The sequence below is a fragment of the Microcoleus sp. D3_18_C4 genome (assembly GCF_036702355.1).
Lineage (GTDB): Bacteria > Cyanobacteriota > Cyanobacteriia > Cyanobacteriales > Microcoleaceae > Microcoleus.
In genome coordinates this window covers 92,876-109,003 of record NZ_JAUBTF010000013.1, presented here as the reverse complement: position 1 = coordinate 109,003, position 16,128 = coordinate 92,876, and the positions used below count along the sequence as shown (strand labels likewise).

Below are 16,128 nucleotides of genomic sequence, written 5' to 3'. Positions count from 1 at the left end.
AACTTCCTTTTTCCCTCTTTTTTAATTAAGGATAAAACTCACAGCAATAAACAAGATAATAAAGATATAATTAAATAAACCAAGTCCAGCTAGGTCAGATGCAAAGCCAGTTAGGAAAAGCCAAGCGCAATCGCTCCCGTTGCCAATTGTTAGAACTGTGCCCGATAGGGCTGGCATTGTGCCGGACGGACGGGACTTTTCTCGACGTAAATCCAGCTTTTGCAAGTATTATCGGCCGCACAGTTGCAGAAACTCTCCACCTCAACTACTGGGAAATTCAGCAAACACAGTGCGCGCGCCCAGAAAAATATCTAGAATGTCAAGCAAAAAATAGCCACACGCACCTGTGCGAAGCAGCATACAAACATAAAAACCAGCATCTCGTACCCGTGCGAGTTTCCGAGCGGGCAATTGAAACAGAGGGACTGTCCGCGATTTGGCTAAGTGTTGAAGAAATCTTTAATAATCGGGATCAAAATAGCGATCCGCTGGAATCAGCATCGCCACACAGCAATTCACATCTAGAAAAATTGCTGACAAAGCAGACTGCCGAACTAGAAAAAACTCAGAAACTACTCGCAGAAAAAATCTCCGAACTGGAGCAAACTCAAGAAAAATTACGTCTCCAAAGTCAAATCATTGACCAAATTCATGAGGCGGTAGTTTCTACCGATATGGACGGCTCGATCACCATTTGGAATCAAGCCTGCCAAAAGTTATACGGCTATCAAGCAACTGAGGCTATCGGACAGCACATTTCTCTAATTTACCCGCCCGAACAGCAAGAATTTTTGTTAGAGCAAGTCATCAAGCCGCTACAAGAAAAAGGCGAGCATGAAATTGAAGTTATAACACGCCGTAAATCAGGAGAAAAATTTTCCTCGAACCTGATGCTGTCGCTATTGAAAGACAAAAGGGGAGAAGTTGTGGGGATGATGGGATCTTTAACAGATCTGAGCGTTTGCAAAGCTTTAGAACAAGAATTAGCACAGAGACAAGCACTATTTGATGCCTTTTTGAAGGAGGCGCCGGCGGGACTTTGCATTTTGGACTCCCAACTGCGGTATGTGCAAATTAATCAATTTCTAGCAGAAATAAATTGCCTGAGTCCAGCAGAACACATTGGCAAGAATGTACGCGAAATATTGCCGAATATGGCTCCAATAATAGAGCCTTTGTACGCAGAAATTTTGAGGACGAAACAACCCCTAATTAATATCGAGATCAGTGGTGACAATCCAAGAAAGCCGGGGTTTGTCCGACACCTGACAGGCTCTTATTTTCCCTTGCTAGACAAAGATGGTGAGGCGATCGGCATCGGTGCAGTTGTAGTTGACATTAGCGATCGCAAACAAGCAGAAGCTGCGCTGCAAAAAAGCGAACAGCTTTACCGCACTATGGCAAGCAACTTTCCTAACGGTGCGGTGATGTTGTTCGATCCAGAACTGCGCTACACGCTGGTAGAAGGTACAGAATTAGCAGCAGTGGGGCTTGCCAAAGAATTGATGGAAGGCAAGACTATCTGGGAAGTATTCGAGCCAGATGTTTGTACTGATATCGAGCCAACTTATCGGGCAGCACTGGCAGGAGAAACAGTTGTTACAGAATTTTTTTACAGCGATCGCGTTTACCTCGGTTATGCTTTGCCAGTCAGAAACGAACGGCAAGAAATTATCGGCGGATTGCTAATGACTCAAAACATTACGGCTCGCCAATTAGCAGAAGAAGCGCTCAGAGAAAGCGAGGAAAAATACAGGTGCATTGTCGAGACAGCGGACGAAGGAATTTGGATCATAGATGCGGAGGGTAAAACTACTTTTGTCAACCAAAAAATGGCCGATCTGCTCTGCTGCAGCCCAGAGGAAATGATCGGGGAGTCGCTATTTGCTTTCATGGATGCAGAAGGCATGGCGATCGCACAAATCAGTCTCGACCGCCGCCGTGAAGGAATTCGCGAACAGCTCGATTTTAAGTTCCGTCGCCGAGACGGCAGGGACTTGTGGGCGATGGTTTCTACTAATTCCTTGGCCGACAAACAGGGACGCTATGTGGGCGCTTTGGCAATGGTTGCTGATATTACCGATCGCAAGCAAACAGAAGCCGCATTGCAGCAGTCGGAAGCCAAATTTCGATCGCTCTACGAATTAACCAGTTTGCCTGTTTTTATGCTATGTGACAATGCCATCACCGATGCTAACACAGCCACCCTAAAACTATTCGGCTGTACTACCCCGCAACAGTTGTACTGCCAAAACCCTGGCACACTCTCGCCTCCTTTCCAACCCAACGGCAAAGATTCTTTGAGCTTGGTTAACGAAATGATAGCGATCGCTTTTGAGCGGGGAAACCACCGTTTTGATTGGGTTCACCAGCGCTTAGACGGTAGTGATTTTCCCGCAGAAGTCGTGCTGACAATCATCGAGGTTGGAAATGAAAGAATGATCCAAGCAGTCGTCCAAGATTTAACCGATCGCAAACTTGCAGAAGAAACATTAGTGCGATCGGAACAAGCCCTCAGACAGCAAGCAAGACGACAACAACTGCTCAATCAAATTGCCAACCAGATTCGCACATCTTTAGATTTAGACACAATTTTAGAAACCGCAGTTCAAAAAATTCGCAATTTGATGCACATAGATTGGTGCCTGTTCACTTGGTATCGCCCAAACCGCAATCCTCCGGTTTGGGAAATAGTTTGCGAAGCGAAGAATGAAGCTTTGCCGAGTTTGCTCGGTACTTATTCTGTAGAGGATCAATCTAGTGTCGCCCTGCCACAGATTTTGCAGCGACACATCCTGCGAATTGATGATGTCAGCACTTTTGAAGATTTAGAAGTGCGCGAAAATTTCCAGGCCTTAAAAATTAACTCAGTGCTGTCGCTGCCAGTTCAAACTGCTTCAGGCGATATTGGGGCAATTACCTGCTATGAGGCTGTGTCCATGCGAAATTGGAGCGACTCGGAAGTCGAACTGATGCAAGCGGTGGTCGCTCAAATTGCGATCGCGATCGACCACGCTGAACTGTACACCCAAACCCGCAAAGCGGCCCGACTAGCTCAAGCTCAAACTCAACAGCTAGAAGAAACTTTGCACGAACTAAAACGTACCCAAACTCAATTAATTCAAAGTGAAAAAATGTCAAGTTTGGGACAGTTAGTAGCAGGTGTCGCCCACGAAATTAACAACCCAGTTAATTTTATCTACGGGAATCTCAGCTACACCAGCGAATACACTCAAAACTTGCTAAAAATGCTGCAACTTTACCAGAAGGAATACCCGCAGCCTAGCGCAAGAATTGTAGATGCAAGGGATGACTTTGAAATTGATTATCTCATTGAAGATTTACCAAAAATTTTAGCATCTATGAAAGTCGGAGCCGATCGCATCCGCGACATAGTTTTGAGCCTGCGAACTTTTTCAAGACTTGACGAAGCCGAAAAAAAACAAGTTGACATTCACGAAGGTATTGAAAGCACGCTGCTAATTTTGCAAAACCGCCTGAAACATAAAGCCGATCACCAGACAATTAATGTGATTAAAGAATACGGTAATTTGCCTTTAGTTGAATGTTATCCCGGTCAGTTAAATCAAGTATTTATGAATTTGTTGAGCAATGCGCTAGACGCATTGGAAATGGAGATGAAGGAATCCAATCGCACCGCCAAAAATCTCGCAATTACGATTCGCACCCAAGTAACCGAAAATAACAGCGTTGCGATATGGATAGCTGACAGTGGCCCCGGCATGAGCGAAGATGTGCAAAAGCGCTTGTTTGACCCGTTTTTCACTACTAAACCCATTGGCAAAGGTACTGGATTAGGATTGGCGATTTCGCACTCTATTATAGTAGAAAAACACGGCGGCAAGCTTTCTTGCAATTCTGTATTGGGAGAAGGTTCCGAATTTGCGATCGAGATTCCTCTGCAGCAAAAATTAAATTAAAACCCGTTGTATCGGTATCATATCAAATCCGATCGAGCGATCGGATTTGATATGATTCAAATCCGATTCTTTACCGTCAGATGCACACCACCAGCGGGTGCCATTGTCAAACCGCGACGTACTGGCACCACGGGACTATTTTCTGTAAGTTCTAAAGAGTATCGTGACAGCACTTTCGCCAATACTAACTTCATTTCAAACATGGCAAATGCCGCCCCAATACAGCGGCGGTTTCCTCCTCCAAACGGCAAATATTCGTAAGGCGAAAATTGACGTTCGAGAAAACGTTCTGGTTTAAAACAATTTGGTTCCGGGTAAATATCAGGACGGTGATGAACCAAATAAATACAGGAAGAAACTATCATTCCTTTGGGAAGATTATAACCCATTAACTGCATCGGAGCTTGCAGAATGCGCGGAAATGCAAAAAATACGATCGGATAAATCCGCAGCGTTTCGCAACAGACAGCATTCAAATACGGGAGTTTCGTTATTTCCGCCGGATCGGAATTTTTCAAATCAATAGAATTGAGTTCTTGCAGCAGTTTTTCGCGGACTTCTGGGAGGTAGTGAATCCAATACAAAGCCCAGGCTAAAGCTGTGGCTGTAGTTTCGTGTCCTGCGAATAAGATTGTCATTAATTCATCCCGCAATTCAACGTCACTCATCGGCTGTCCCGCTTCGTCACGAGCTGAAATTAACAAGCTCAGGATGTCTTCTCCCAATGGTTGAGATAGAGTTTTGCGATCGCGAATTTCTTGATAAAGCAGTTCATCTAAACGCTGTCTTTGTCGCACAAATCCTCCCCAAGGACTCCAAGCACCTAAATCTTGTTGCAACGACTTCACAAACAAAAATGTCGCACTCAAAGGATTGCTAAAAAAATTTAACATCTTAACAAGAAGTTGCTGGATTTGCTGGTAGCGTTCTCCTTCGCTCAGCCCAAACACCGCGTGCAAAATCACTTCCAAGGAAATCTCCTGCATAGTTGATTGCGCGATAACCGAGTTACCTGGAGTCCAATTATTAATTACTTTTTCGGTGGTATTGCGGATGATTTGTCCGTAAGCTTTCATGCGTTCACCGTGAAAAGGTGGCATTAAAAGTTTGCGCTGCTGCAAATGTCGATCGCCATCTAACAACAATAACGAATTGGGGCCTACTAAAGGTAGCGCTATCTGGTTTCCCGTACCGGATTCAAAAAGTTTGGAATCCGCTGTAAAAATTTCTTGAATAGCTTGAGGATTGCTAATAATTACCTGGGGCGGAAAATTGCTGAATTTGCTGGTAAAAATGTCACCGTAGCTTTTATAGTTTCGTTCTAAATAATACAGAGGATTTAAAATCCCCCGCACTGTCTGAACAAATCTATTATCTTTAGGGCCGTCTAAAACTTTGTTGGTAGCATGATTTTGAGATGGAGAGTTGTTGGTGAGGATAGTCATTTGTTTTTATCCTAATTTTATGGTTTCACAGGACTAATCAAAGCATAAGTCTTATTTCAAAAAAATCTCAAATCCCTCAGCTATTGAAAAATAGTACGCGGTACGCATCATAAAATAGTACGGCAATAGTAGGATACAGAGTAACTCCCAGGCCAAAAGCTCGTTCTATCGGCTCTTTGAGATAGCCTATCCAAAACGCCATTCTTCCCAAAACAAACAAAATTGCCAAAATTGGAATCAGCTTGATGCTGTAAGTATCTAAAAAGGTAGAAAGGATTAAACTGCCTACAAAAAACAGCACAAATTGCTCTAGAGTGTTGCTCAGATAACGCAAATGAATCCGCATTGCTTCTGATTCGGCATTCGCTAAAGGGTTGATGGCTGGGCTGCTAAATCTACCATTACCAACTGCCACTATGCCGGCAAATAACATCAGTACCGGAAAAATTTGGCAGCGAAGGGCGAAGATTAGGCGCGACTCTGCGGTACTGAAGGGCGGTAGGGGCAGCGCTATGACAAAATAACCAATCAGTACAAAAGTAAGGCAGAAGATTAAGGCAGAAATGCCTCGCCAAACAACTCTTTGCTGTTGTGGATTGAAACTGAGTAAATTAATCATTGTTTACAGAAACCCAACCTTATTATATATTTTTTATACCTAGATATTTTACGTAAACCCGATCGCACCTTGGCGTCTCCACACCCGTTGTCGGTAGATATCCGCTATTTTCGTACATTTTAACAGCTTCCTTGAGAATACTAGCAGTTTCAATCCAGATTTCCTCAAAGCCGCGAGCGATAATTTTACTTTCCAATTCTTGCAGTAAAAATTTCCCCAAACCCTGTCTCCTTGCTGCGGGCAAAATATACATTTTGCGAATTTCCACAGCATTATTTCCGCGCTCAATCGGATAGTAAGCCGCTGTACCCACTATTTTATCCTGCCGTTCAACTACCCAAAATTCGCCGCCTTGATTATGATAATGTAGTTCTACATCATAGACATCTCGATCTGCCCCGTGAGGTTCGCATTTTAAACCGTACTCTGCTAAAACATCCCTAATTAAATAGAACGCCTCAGCGCGATCGCGCGTTTCCCAGGAACGAATTAAAAAATCCAGATGTTGGGTTTTCATGGGTGGTTGCAACTTAATATTTATTTGTTGACTTTAGCAACTGTAAACTTACTAATTTTTTTTTACAGTTTTTAAATGCACCTAGCTTTTAACTGTGAATTCTCGGTTCGGGATGAAGACTTGCCAGCAACTCGCTCTCTACTAATGATAATTCCTCCAACCTCTGCATCACAATATCCCGATCGAAATAAGTTGTTGCCAAAATCCAATATACCCCGTAATGGCGCGCTTCCGAAGCCATCAAACTGCGGTAAAACTTAGCTAATTCCGCGTCGGGACAGCGATCGCCCAGCAGCCCCAACCGTTCGTGACTGCGCGCTTCTATCAAACCAGAAACTAACAAAGAATCCAAAAGTCTCTCCGGTTCCTGCTTGCGAATTTGGGCGGACAAACCGGCACCGTAGGGAGGTGCGGCCAAAGGGCCCAAAGCGATGCTGCGCTTTTCTAACCGCTGGTTGACTTGCTCGAAATGCTCTAATTCTTCGCGGGCGATCGCCGTTAGCATCCTCACCAATTTTTCCCTTGCTGGGTAGCGAAACATTAAATTTAACGCTACTCCCGCCGCTTTCCGCTCGCAGTGAGAATGGTCTAATAAGATGGTATCCAAATGGGCGATCGCCTGTTGCACCCAAGCTTCCGAAGTCGGCTGTTTCAAAAACTTAATAGTTGGCTGTGTAGAAGTCATTAGTCATCAGTTATTAGTCATTAGTCAGCAGTCATTCGATTTGAGATTTGAGATTTGAGATTTTGGATTGACCCCACGGATAAATTCGGGGGCGTGAGGATTTTAGATTTGAGATTTTGGATTGATTCCACGGATAAATCACGTGGCGGGTACCATCAAGAAATTCGCTTGTCATTAGTCAGCAGTCACTAGCCAGCATTTATCCTATTTTACAAAGTTTTTCAAACACCGCATACATATCACCAGCAAACTTTTTCGGATTCCACAGCGGCGACAAATTGGCTGGATCTTTAGATTTCACCAACTGTGCTTTAATTGCATTTCTCAATTCACGATCTTTGCCCAATTTTACACCCACTTCCACATATTCCGACCAAGACAAAGCCACGCCTGTTTCAATTCCCAAAGTCTGCAAAAACGAATAACCCATTCTCGACAAAAATTGCTCTCCTGTGCGAGTCACCACCGGCAAATTAGACCACAAAGCCTCTAAAGTTTGAGTTCCTCCGTTGTAAGGATAAGAATCTAACAAAACATCTGCCAGCAAATAGATAATTCTGTGTTCTTCCTCAGTAGCAAACCTCGGCAAAAACTTAATTCGGTGCTTGCTCACTTTCTCAGCTTCGCAAGCTTGGTGATATGCAGCCTCAAACACGGCAGCATCGCCTAAAGCTTTGTGAATTAAGATACTGTTCGGCACTTCTTTGAGAATCGCAATTTGTGCTTTTACCAACTCGCTATTGAATTTTCTGCCGGGAGCGACGCACAGGTAAACTATCTGATCCAAACCGATCCGATGCGATCTTCTCAATGCAACGGGATCGACTCCATATCTCTGAAAACCGGACACCGCGACAAAGGAATCAGGCATCCTAATTAGCTGCTCGTCATAATATTTTTCCCTGGCTGCAGGGTGCGAGTGCCAGTCTGTAAGAAAGTAATTTTCCGGCGATATGTAAGGGGCGTCAAATCCCAGCCAAGAAACACAAACTGGTGCGGGTTTTTGGTAGAGAATGTCAGCGTGAACTGGTACGCTGAGAGAATCTAAATCAACTAAAACATCCAATTCATCTTGCTGAATTTGGTCGATAATTTCTGCGGAATTGGCAAGTCCGTTCGGGTAGGTGGTCGGAAAAGTGAGTTTTCCCCAAGTTTCAAATTGCTTAGTGAGAGCGTCAGGAATAATTTTTTCCGAAGCGTACAAATACAGATTGGGTGTGATGTCGGACACTTGGCGAATGATGTCCGCGCTGCACCAACCTACAGAATGGCGGCTAAAGTGATTGGACAAAAAGCCGATTTTTAACTTGCTGGATGGAACCGTTGGTTTGAAGCTGTAATTTGCGGGTTGAGAAAAATTAGGTTTAATACATTGGTCGATATACTTTTTGGCAATTAATCTGTAAAGTTTTGAGTTGGCCGCCAAGTCATCTCGCAAATAGGGCGTGCTGAATAACAAGTTTGCATAAAGCGATTTAATTTCCACCGGGCTAGCGGTTTCTAAGTTTTGCTCTAAGTACGACTCTAGCTCTAAAAATCGATCGCCCGCAATTTGATTTAATCCCGACACTTGATAGGTGCTGATGAAGTAAATCGCGGTCATAATTGGATCGGTTTCTGCACACATTTGGCTGTAGTGGTGCACGGCTTGCCGCGCGGCAGCTAAATCGCTAGTATCTCTGAGGATGTCGCACAAATGTTGGTGAGCCCCAATAAAATCGGGTTTAATTTGTAGAGCTTTTTGAAGGTTGGGTATTGCGTCTTTAAATTGACCCTGGTGGCGCAAAACTCGGCCAATTTGACAGTATGCTTCGGCTAAATCGGGTTTGAATGCGATCGCCTGCTGCCATGCAGCCACCGCCTCATCTAACTTCCCTTGTCGCGCTAATTTATCTCCTAAATTTAAGTGAAAATCTACCTGAGCAAGGTGGGGATTGAGTTCGAGAGCTTTTTGCTCGTATGCTACCGCTGCATCCTGCTGCCCCTGCTGCTTCAGTGCCCCTGCCAAATTCCAGTAAGCAGCAGCCAAATTTGGTTTAAGTTCGATCGCCTTTTCGTAATTGACAACCGCCTCCACCAAATGCCCTTGTTTGTAGAGCATACTGCCCAAATTAGCATAAGCCTCAGCAAAATCCGGATTCAGAGCGATCGCCTCGGAATAAAACCGCATCGCTTCCTCAATTTGGCCGCTTGCTTGCTGCACATTGCCCATTGTCACGTAAGCCGCCGCCCAATCCGGTTGCAATTCCAGAGCTCGGCGACAAGCTGCGACGGCTGCTGCTAAATTGCCTTGAGAGTAATAGGTTTCTGCAACAACTGTCAGGGATGCAGCATCTTCAAATTGGGGTGTTTCGGATTGGTTGCGAAAATCGGAATTCATTTTGCGGCCTATCTGTGCTATCAAGTTAAAGGTTGAATCTATATTATTTTGCAGAGTAGCAGTTTTAGCGGAATTACGGGCGATCGTCACAGAGAATTTATGAGCGACAAGCAAGCGACACAGCGCCAACATAACATCAAGTGGAAACCAAACCTTCTGCTGGGGATACTCTTGTTAACCTTAGCAATCCCCTTACCCTTTGCCCAAAAGACTTTCGCACAGCAGCAGCAGACAGCCAGCTTTCGGCAGAAATTATTTCAAACTGCTCTTTATTTCACCCTATATTTTGAGGGCGGATTCAGCAATCACCCTGCCGATAAGGGCGGCAGAACTTATCGGGGCGTCTTGCAAACGGAATACAACGCCTACCGCTACAGTCGTGGGCTTCCGCCCCTTGACGTGACGCAGATGTCGGAAGCAGAGCTCCTAGAAATTTATAAATATTACTGGGATTCGAGCCTATCGGGAACGATGCAGCCGGCTTTGGCGATCGTCATGTTTGACACCGCCGTTAATTTCGGTATTAATAACTCAATTACCTTTCTTCAGCAAGCATTAGGATTGCCGCAAACGGGAGTTTTTGACCCGCGCACCAAGGAAGCGCTGAAAGGGGCAAATAACAGAAATACCGCGCTGCAAATGATTAATGAACGAATTATTTACCGCTACAAAAGGGTGCAAGAAGATCCGACTCAGATGGTTTTTTTCCGGGGTTGGCTGAGTCGCGATTACAGTTTGTGGGGCTATGTGAACAAGATTAAGAATTAACAGTTAACAGTTAACGGCTAACAGTTAACTGTTAATAAGCAGGCGCGAATCTAATTTTTACTATCTTGTTTCTTTAAACTATTGTCGGGTGGGCAGGAGCGCCCGCCCGATAATTCCCATCTCAATGCACCACAGCTTATCATGTCGGCTTAAATAACCTTTATATAGCAATCCTTGCAGGAGTCGTAAATTTTTTACTCCACCCCAACCCTCCCCGAACCCGCTGGGAGTCCGTAAGAAATTCACAAATGATGCGATGATTGCTATATCTCTAAGCTTTTCTCTGATAAAAATCAGTCTATTCAACTTAACACATCAACCATTTGTCAAGTAAATGAATTTCATATAATTCACAATCTTGATTCATAAAAGTCATATTTATCAAGATATATTTCACGAATCAAAAAACCTAGTAAATTTTAACCCAACCGTCTATAACAGAAATATAAAAACCAAATGTGTTGCTGCTGCACAACTAACTTAAGCCATGAAACTATGACGGTAGAAGAAGCAATAATTTTTTTGGACAATCTGGTATACGAACAAACGGAAAAACACCTGAGTCGGTTGCAACAGTCGATAATTCGAGGCGTTGTAGGGGGTTTGACGTACCAAGAAATTCAGCAAAACGATCCGATCGCCCGCGGGTACACAGTGGGCTACCTGGGGCGGTATGTTGGCTATAACTTGTGGAAAGACCTCACCAAGGTACTGAAGCAAGCAGAAATTATTGGACAAGAAGAAAGAGTAGTCGGAGCAAATCTTTGGGACTGCATCATGAGAGCTGTACAAAAAGGCACACAACCAGCTAATTCTGTCGATCCCATGTTGCAAAAGCTGCTGCGGATGCGTTACCGAATTAGAGAACATTTGGTGAACACCGAGTACAGCGATACCTATCTGGCTGAAGATGAAAATTTGCCCGATCGACCTTTGTGCCTCGTCAAGCGCCTGAAAAGCCAGTCTGAGAGAACCAGCCAGTTATTCGATCGAGAAACGCGGGTTTTATATCGATTGGGTCAACACGATCGGATACCAGAATTGTTAGCTCGTTTTGAAGAAGATGGATATTTTTATTTAGTCTATCAATTCATCGAAGGGCAACCCTTGTATCAAGAACTAATCGAAGGTCAACCCTGGGAAGAGCATCAGGTTATCGCTTTGTTGAAAGATATCTTGGAAGTGCTTGTTTTTGTTCACAAACAAGATGTAATTCACCGCGACGTTCACCCTCAAAACTTAATCAGGCGCACATCTGATAACAAAATGGTATTAATTGACTTTGGGGCCGTTAAAGAAATCAACACTTCACAAAACAGCATCGGTCAAACGAAATCGCGTGGCGGTACTCAGCAAGACTATATTCCCCCTGAACAAGCCATCGGTTCCCCGAAATTGTGCAGCGACATCTATGCTGTCGGGCTTATGGGGATTCAAGCCTTGACAGGAATGCGCCCGAAACAACTCAGAGTTGATAATTTAGGGAATCTCATCTGGCAGAAAAATGCAACTGTCACCCCGGAGTTGGCTCGCGTTTTAGACCAGATGGTGCTGTACGCTTTCCCCCAGCGTTACCCCTCAGCAACCGAAGCTTTGGAAGCACTTCAAAACTTGGGAGTTAGTTGACTGTTGTCAGTTGTCAGTTGTCAGTTGTCAGTTGACAGTTACCAAATCCGACTTGAATATCCCCTCTTTAGTCCCTCTCTGCTGGGACTTTGTTTTTTTAGTAGCGGTTTCAAGCGCCGAGTCTTCTCTGTTGTGCCACATTTCCCACAGCCACAGCAGCCAGTTTACAATGCGAGTGATCTTGTTGCACAGTGATTCATCCGCTACCATTAGCCCTCGATGTACTGAGTAAAAACACTCCGTCTTGCCGATGAATCGGCCGCCAATTTCCGAAATCGAAGGGACAACGAACAAGGAACAAGGAATTTTTTATTAAAATTTACACATAAAAAAATTAGTCAATTCTGCCGAATGCCTTCTACATAAGAGCCTTAAACCTTTATTTGACGATCTCTCTAAAGTTAGATAAAATAATTCATATTTTATGATTAGCAGCTTTGAGAAAATCTTAAGCAGCTTTGTATAGTAGGCAACACTATCGCTAGAGTGTTTATTGTTACCTTAGATACGTAGAAACCAAATAATTAGAGGGATCGAGAAATTGGAAGTTTTTGAACGAGCACAACAACTGCAAAGGCCCTCAACCCGAATGGCTGCTGTCGAGTCTTTTTCCAAAAAAGCGAGTATTGCAGTAATGGCGATCGGCTGTACAGTCATTTTGGGTTGGATATTCGATCTGCAACTCTTAAAAAGCATTCTGCCCGGACTCGTGACGATGAAAGCCAATACTGCGGTCTGCTTTATTTTGGGCGGGTTTTCTCTATTCATCCAACAGATCCGGCGCGCCAAATTAACAGCAAGAAAGCCTCAAAAAAAATACAAAAATTTAATTTTAGTATCCTCATTTTTAATTATATTAATTAGCCTATTAACCCTAGTTCAATATAGCTTTAATTTAGACTTAGGCATCGACCAACTGCTATTTAAAGAAAGTTACACATTGACAATTACCGGAACACCCGGACGCATGGCGCCGAATACTGCTGCTGCTTTTTTATTCCTGGGAACAGCGCTGCTGCTGCTGTCAGAACGTCGGCCTAAATACCTGCGAATTCAAATCTTAAGCTGTTCAGCATTGTTAATTGCATTTACGGGTTTGATAGGCTATTTCTACGACAAAGCTTTATTTTACCAAATTGGCAATAATACAGGGATGGCTTTGCACACCTCCGCAGCATTTATGTTGCTGAGCTTTGGCATTTTATTTGCCAGTCCAGAGCGAGGATTGATAGCAGTAATGACGAGCGATCGCGCGGGCGGCATCATGGCCAGGCGCTTGTTGCCACGGGCAATCATTATCCCGCCTTTAGTCGGTTATTTCATCCTATTGGGAGATCGGTTACAAGCCTACACGCCGGAGGTAGGGATATCGCTATTAAGCGTATTGAACGTGATTATTTTTACAGTTCTGATTTGGCAGAATGCCAAAACTCTCTGCAGCGCAGACCGGAAGCGCTATCGAGCGGAACTGGGACTGAGGAAAGCTAAATTAGACTTAGAAAATCAAGTTGAGAAACGGACTATCCAACTGCAAATCACCAACGAGCAATTGCAGCAGCAAATTTTCGACTCTCAAACAACAAAGCAGGCGCTTCAAAAAAACTACAACCTGTTGATGGCAGTCATCAACAGTACGCCCGCAGCCCTATTTGTCAAAGATATTCAGGGTCGTTACTTAATGCTTAATGCTGCGGGAGCCAGTATAATTGGCAAGTCTGTAGACGACATTATCGGCAGAGATGACAGCGAGTTATTTCCGCCGGAAATCGCGGGCAATATTAGGAAAACTGATCGCCCAATTATGGCAGCGGGAACAACGGAAGCCATCGAAGAAGAGCTGCCAGTTAAAGGAAATTTGCGGACATTTCTTTCTACAAAAAGTGCTTACCGGGACGGGTTAGGCAAGATTAGCGGTATAGTTACCATCGCGCGGGATATTACTGAAAGCAAAAAAGCCGAAATCGCCAACAGAAGTCTGGCAGCAATTCTGGAAGCAACCCCCGATTTTGTAGGTACTTACAACCTCGAAGGACGCGCCATTTACATTAACAAAGCCGGCAGAAAAATGGTGGGTATAGGCGAAAACGAAGATATATCCAAGCGACAAGTTCTAGAATTCACGGCAGGGTCAGACTACAGCACTTTGAAACAAGCGATCGCCACCGCTGTTTCCGAGGGCTCTTGGAGTGGAGAAACGGCCTTCGTGTCAGGAACCGGACTCGAAATTCCCATCAGCCAAGTTATCATCTCCCACTCCGCACCGGACGGCAAACTCGCATACATTTCGACGATCGCCCGCGACATCAGCGATCGCAAACAAGCTGAAAAAGCCCTGCAACTGTCTCAAGCTCGTTTCGCCGGCATTGTAGAAATTGCCGACGACGCGATTATTTCCGTGGATGCTGAGCAAAAAATTATCTTGTTCAACCAAGGTGCAGAAAAGATTTTCGGGTGGACGGCTGCTGAGGCGATCGGGCAATCCCTTAGTCTGCTGTTGCCCGAAGCTTTTGCCACCCTTCACAGTCTCCTCGTCAGCAATTTCGGCGACGTTAAACAAGCCCGAAACATGGGCAACCGCAAAGAAATTTTCGCCCGCCGCCGAGACGGTACGGAATTTCCCGCCGAAGCTTCTATTTCCCAACTCGAAGTTGCAGGCGAAATCATATTCACAGCTATTTTGCGCGACGTGACAGCCAGCCGAGAAGCCGAAGAATCTGTGCGTCTGAGCGAGGAAAGATATCGATCGCTGGCAATGGCTACCGCACAGATGGTTTGGACGACCAACCCTAGTGGAATCTTCGACAAGCCTCAGCCTGATTGGATAGCTTATACGGGCATGAGTTGGAAAGAGAAGGACAACTGGATAGAAGCAGTGCACCCAGAAGACCGCGATCGCACAATTCAAGCTTGGATGGGGGCCATAGAAACAAAAAGTCTCTACGAAGTCGAGCATCGGTTGCGGGCAGCAGACGGCAGCTACAGACACTTCTGGGTCCGGGGCGTCCCTCTTTTGGCAGCAGACGGCAGCATTCGCGAGTGGGTGGGAACTCACACCGACATTAGCGATCGAGTCCAAGTTTTGGAAGCACTCAAGCAGTCCGAGGGACAGTATCGATCGCAAGCAGCCGAGCTCGAAAAAGCTGTCCACGAGTTGCACCAAGCTCAAACTCAACTAATCCAAACCGAAAAAATCTCTTCTCTTGGGCAGCTAGTCGCCGGCGTCGCCCACGAAATTAACAATCCGATTAACTTCATCTACGGCAACATTACCCACGCCAAGGAATACGCCACGGACTTGCTTGGTTTGCTCCACCTTTACCAGGAAAAATACCCAAATCCCGTCCCAGAAATTGTAGAAGCAGCCGAAGATATTGAAGTTGATTACTTAATGGAAGACTTTACGAAGATTTTGGAATCAATGAAAGTAGGAGCCGATCGCATCCGCGACTTAGTTGTATCCTTACGCAACTTTTCCAGACTCGACGAATCGCAGATGAAGCGAGTAGATATTCACGAAGGAATCGAAAGCACTTTGCTAATTTTGCAGCACCGGATCAAAGCTAATGTACTTCGTCCAGCGATTGAGATTATCAAAGAATACGGGGATTTTCCACCAGTCGAGTGCTATGTAGGTCAGCTAAATCAAGTATTTATGAATCTTTTAGGAAATGCGATCGACGCCCTCGAAGAGTACAACAGCACTCATTCTTCAAAAGAAATATATGCTCACCACAACAGAATTCGGATTAGCACGATTGCCAATTCAGACACAGTAACAATTCGCATTGCCGACAACGGGATGGGAATCCATCAAGAAGTCATTGGCAAGTTGTTCGACCCATTTTTTACGACTAAACCCGTCGGCAAAGGCACAGGCTTGGGACTGTCAATCAGCTATCAGATTATAGTTGAAAAACACCGAGGCAAATTGCAGTGTATTTCCACACCCGGGGAAGGTGCAGAGTTTGTCATCGAGATTCCCATTTGCCAGGAAGTATCAGCGCTGGCTGCCGAAAACACAAAGGAAATGGTCATGAGTCATTAGACAGTTGACAGTTGACAGTTGACAGTTGACAGTTAACAGTTGGCAGTTGGCAGTTGATAGTGGGCAGTTGATCGTTGATGCTTGTCATTAATCATAAATTTC

9 protein-coding genes are annotated in these 16,128 nt (G+C 44.7%); 4 read left to right on the top strand and 5 right to left on the bottom strand.

Annotated elements, in window-relative coordinates; translation table 11 throughout:
• Positions 1 to 98 precede the first annotated feature (98 nt).
• Positions 99 to 3,941, top strand: a complete 3,843-nt coding sequence (locus QUA90_RS09265) for a PAS domain S-box protein (protein ID WP_333445097.1) — start codon at positions 99 to 101, stop codon at positions 3,939 to 3,941.
• 56 nt (positions 3,942 to 3,997) lie between these two features.
• On the opposite strand, the gene QUA90_RS09260 is transcribed toward QUA90_RS09265, so the two are convergent.
• The 5 genes from QUA90_RS09260 to QUA90_RS09240 form a co-directional block, all read right to left on the bottom strand.
• A complete protein-coding gene (locus QUA90_RS09260) occupies positions 3,998 to 5,386 on the bottom strand; it encodes a cytochrome P450 (protein ID WP_333445094.1) in 1,389 nt (462 codons plus the stop codon).
• Between the two features lie 76 nt (positions 5,387 to 5,462).
• Positions 5,463 to 6,005 (bottom strand): MAPEG family protein, encoded by a 543-nt coding sequence (locus QUA90_RS09255; RefSeq protein ID WP_333445092.1) that lies wholly within the window; start codon positions 6,003 to 6,005, stop codon positions 5,463 to 5,465.
• A gap of 22 nt (positions 6,006 to 6,027) precedes the next feature.
• Complete coding sequence (locus QUA90_RS09250) at positions 6,028 to 6,522, bottom strand: GNAT family N-acetyltransferase (RefSeq protein WP_333445090.1); 495 nt, start codon at positions 6,520 to 6,522, stop codon at positions 6,028 to 6,030.
• A gap of 88 nt (positions 6,523 to 6,610) precedes the next feature.
• Complete coding sequence (locus QUA90_RS09245; protein ID WP_333327090.1) at positions 6,611 to 7,207, bottom strand: tRNA isopentenyl-2-thiomethyl-A-37 hydroxylase MiaE; 597 nt, start codon at positions 7,205 to 7,207, stop codon at positions 6,611 to 6,613.
• Between the two features lie 199 nt (positions 7,208 to 7,406).
• Positions 7,407 to 9,587, bottom strand: a complete 2,181-nt coding sequence (locus QUA90_RS09240) for a tetratricopeptide repeat protein (RefSeq protein WP_333445088.1) — start codon at positions 9,585 to 9,587, stop codon at positions 7,407 to 7,409.
• Between the two features lie 99 nt (positions 9,588 to 9,686).
• Between QUA90_RS09240 and QUA90_RS09235 the strand changes: the two genes are divergently transcribed.
• The 3 genes from QUA90_RS09235 to QUA90_RS09225 all read left to right on the top strand — a co-directional run bounded on the left by QUA90_RS09235 (position 9,687) and on the right by QUA90_RS09225 (position 16,026).
• A complete protein-coding gene (locus tag QUA90_RS09235; protein WP_333445085.1) occupies positions 9,687 to 10,355 on the top strand; it encodes a glycosyl hydrolase 108 family protein in 669 nt (222 codons plus the stop codon).
• 495 nt (positions 10,356 to 10,850) lie between these two features.
• Complete coding sequence (locus QUA90_RS09230) at positions 10,851 to 11,981, top strand: serine/threonine-protein kinase (RefSeq protein WP_333445083.1); 1,131 nt, start codon at positions 10,851 to 10,853, stop codon at positions 11,979 to 11,981.
• Positions 11,982 to 12,522: 541 nt separating this feature from the next.
• A complete protein-coding gene (locus QUA90_RS09225; RefSeq protein ID WP_333445081.1) occupies positions 12,523 to 16,026 on the top strand; it encodes a PAS domain S-box protein in 3,504 nt (1,167 codons plus the stop codon).
• Positions 16,027 to 16,128: the final 102 nt, after the last annotated feature.

What these genes read in the sequence shown, in the direction of transcription:
- QUA90_RS09240 (WP_333445088.1), bottom strand. Translation starts at nt 9,587, where the DNA reads ATGAATTCCGATTTTCGCAACCAATCCGAAACACCCCAATTTGAAGAT.
- QUA90_RS09255 (WP_333445092.1), bottom strand. Translation starts at nt 6,005, where the DNA reads ATGATTAATTTACTCAGTTTCAATCCACAACAGCAAAGAGTTGTTTGG.
- QUA90_RS09250 (WP_333445090.1), bottom strand. Translation starts at nt 6,522, where the DNA reads ATGAAAACCCAACATCTGGATTTTTTAATTCGTTCCTGGGAAACGCGC.
- QUA90_RS09265 (WP_333445097.1), top strand. Translation starts at nt 99, where the DNA reads ATGCAAAGCCAGTTAGGAAAAGCCAAGCGCAATCGCTCCCGTTGCCAA.
- QUA90_RS09230 (WP_333445083.1), top strand. Translation starts at nt 10,851, where the DNA reads ATGACGGTAGAAGAAGCAATAATTTTTTTGGACAATCTGGTATACGAA.
- QUA90_RS09235 (WP_333445085.1), top strand. Translation starts at nt 9,687, where the DNA reads ATGAGCGACAAGCAAGCGACACAGCGCCAACATAACATCAAGTGGAAA.
- QUA90_RS09260 (WP_333445094.1), bottom strand. Translation starts at nt 5,386, where the DNA reads ATGACTATCCTCACCAACAACTCTCCATCTCAAAATCATGCTACCAAC.
- QUA90_RS09245 (WP_333327090.1), bottom strand. Translation starts at nt 7,207, where the DNA reads ATGACTTCTACACAGCCAACTATTAAGTTTTTGAAACAGCCGACTTCG.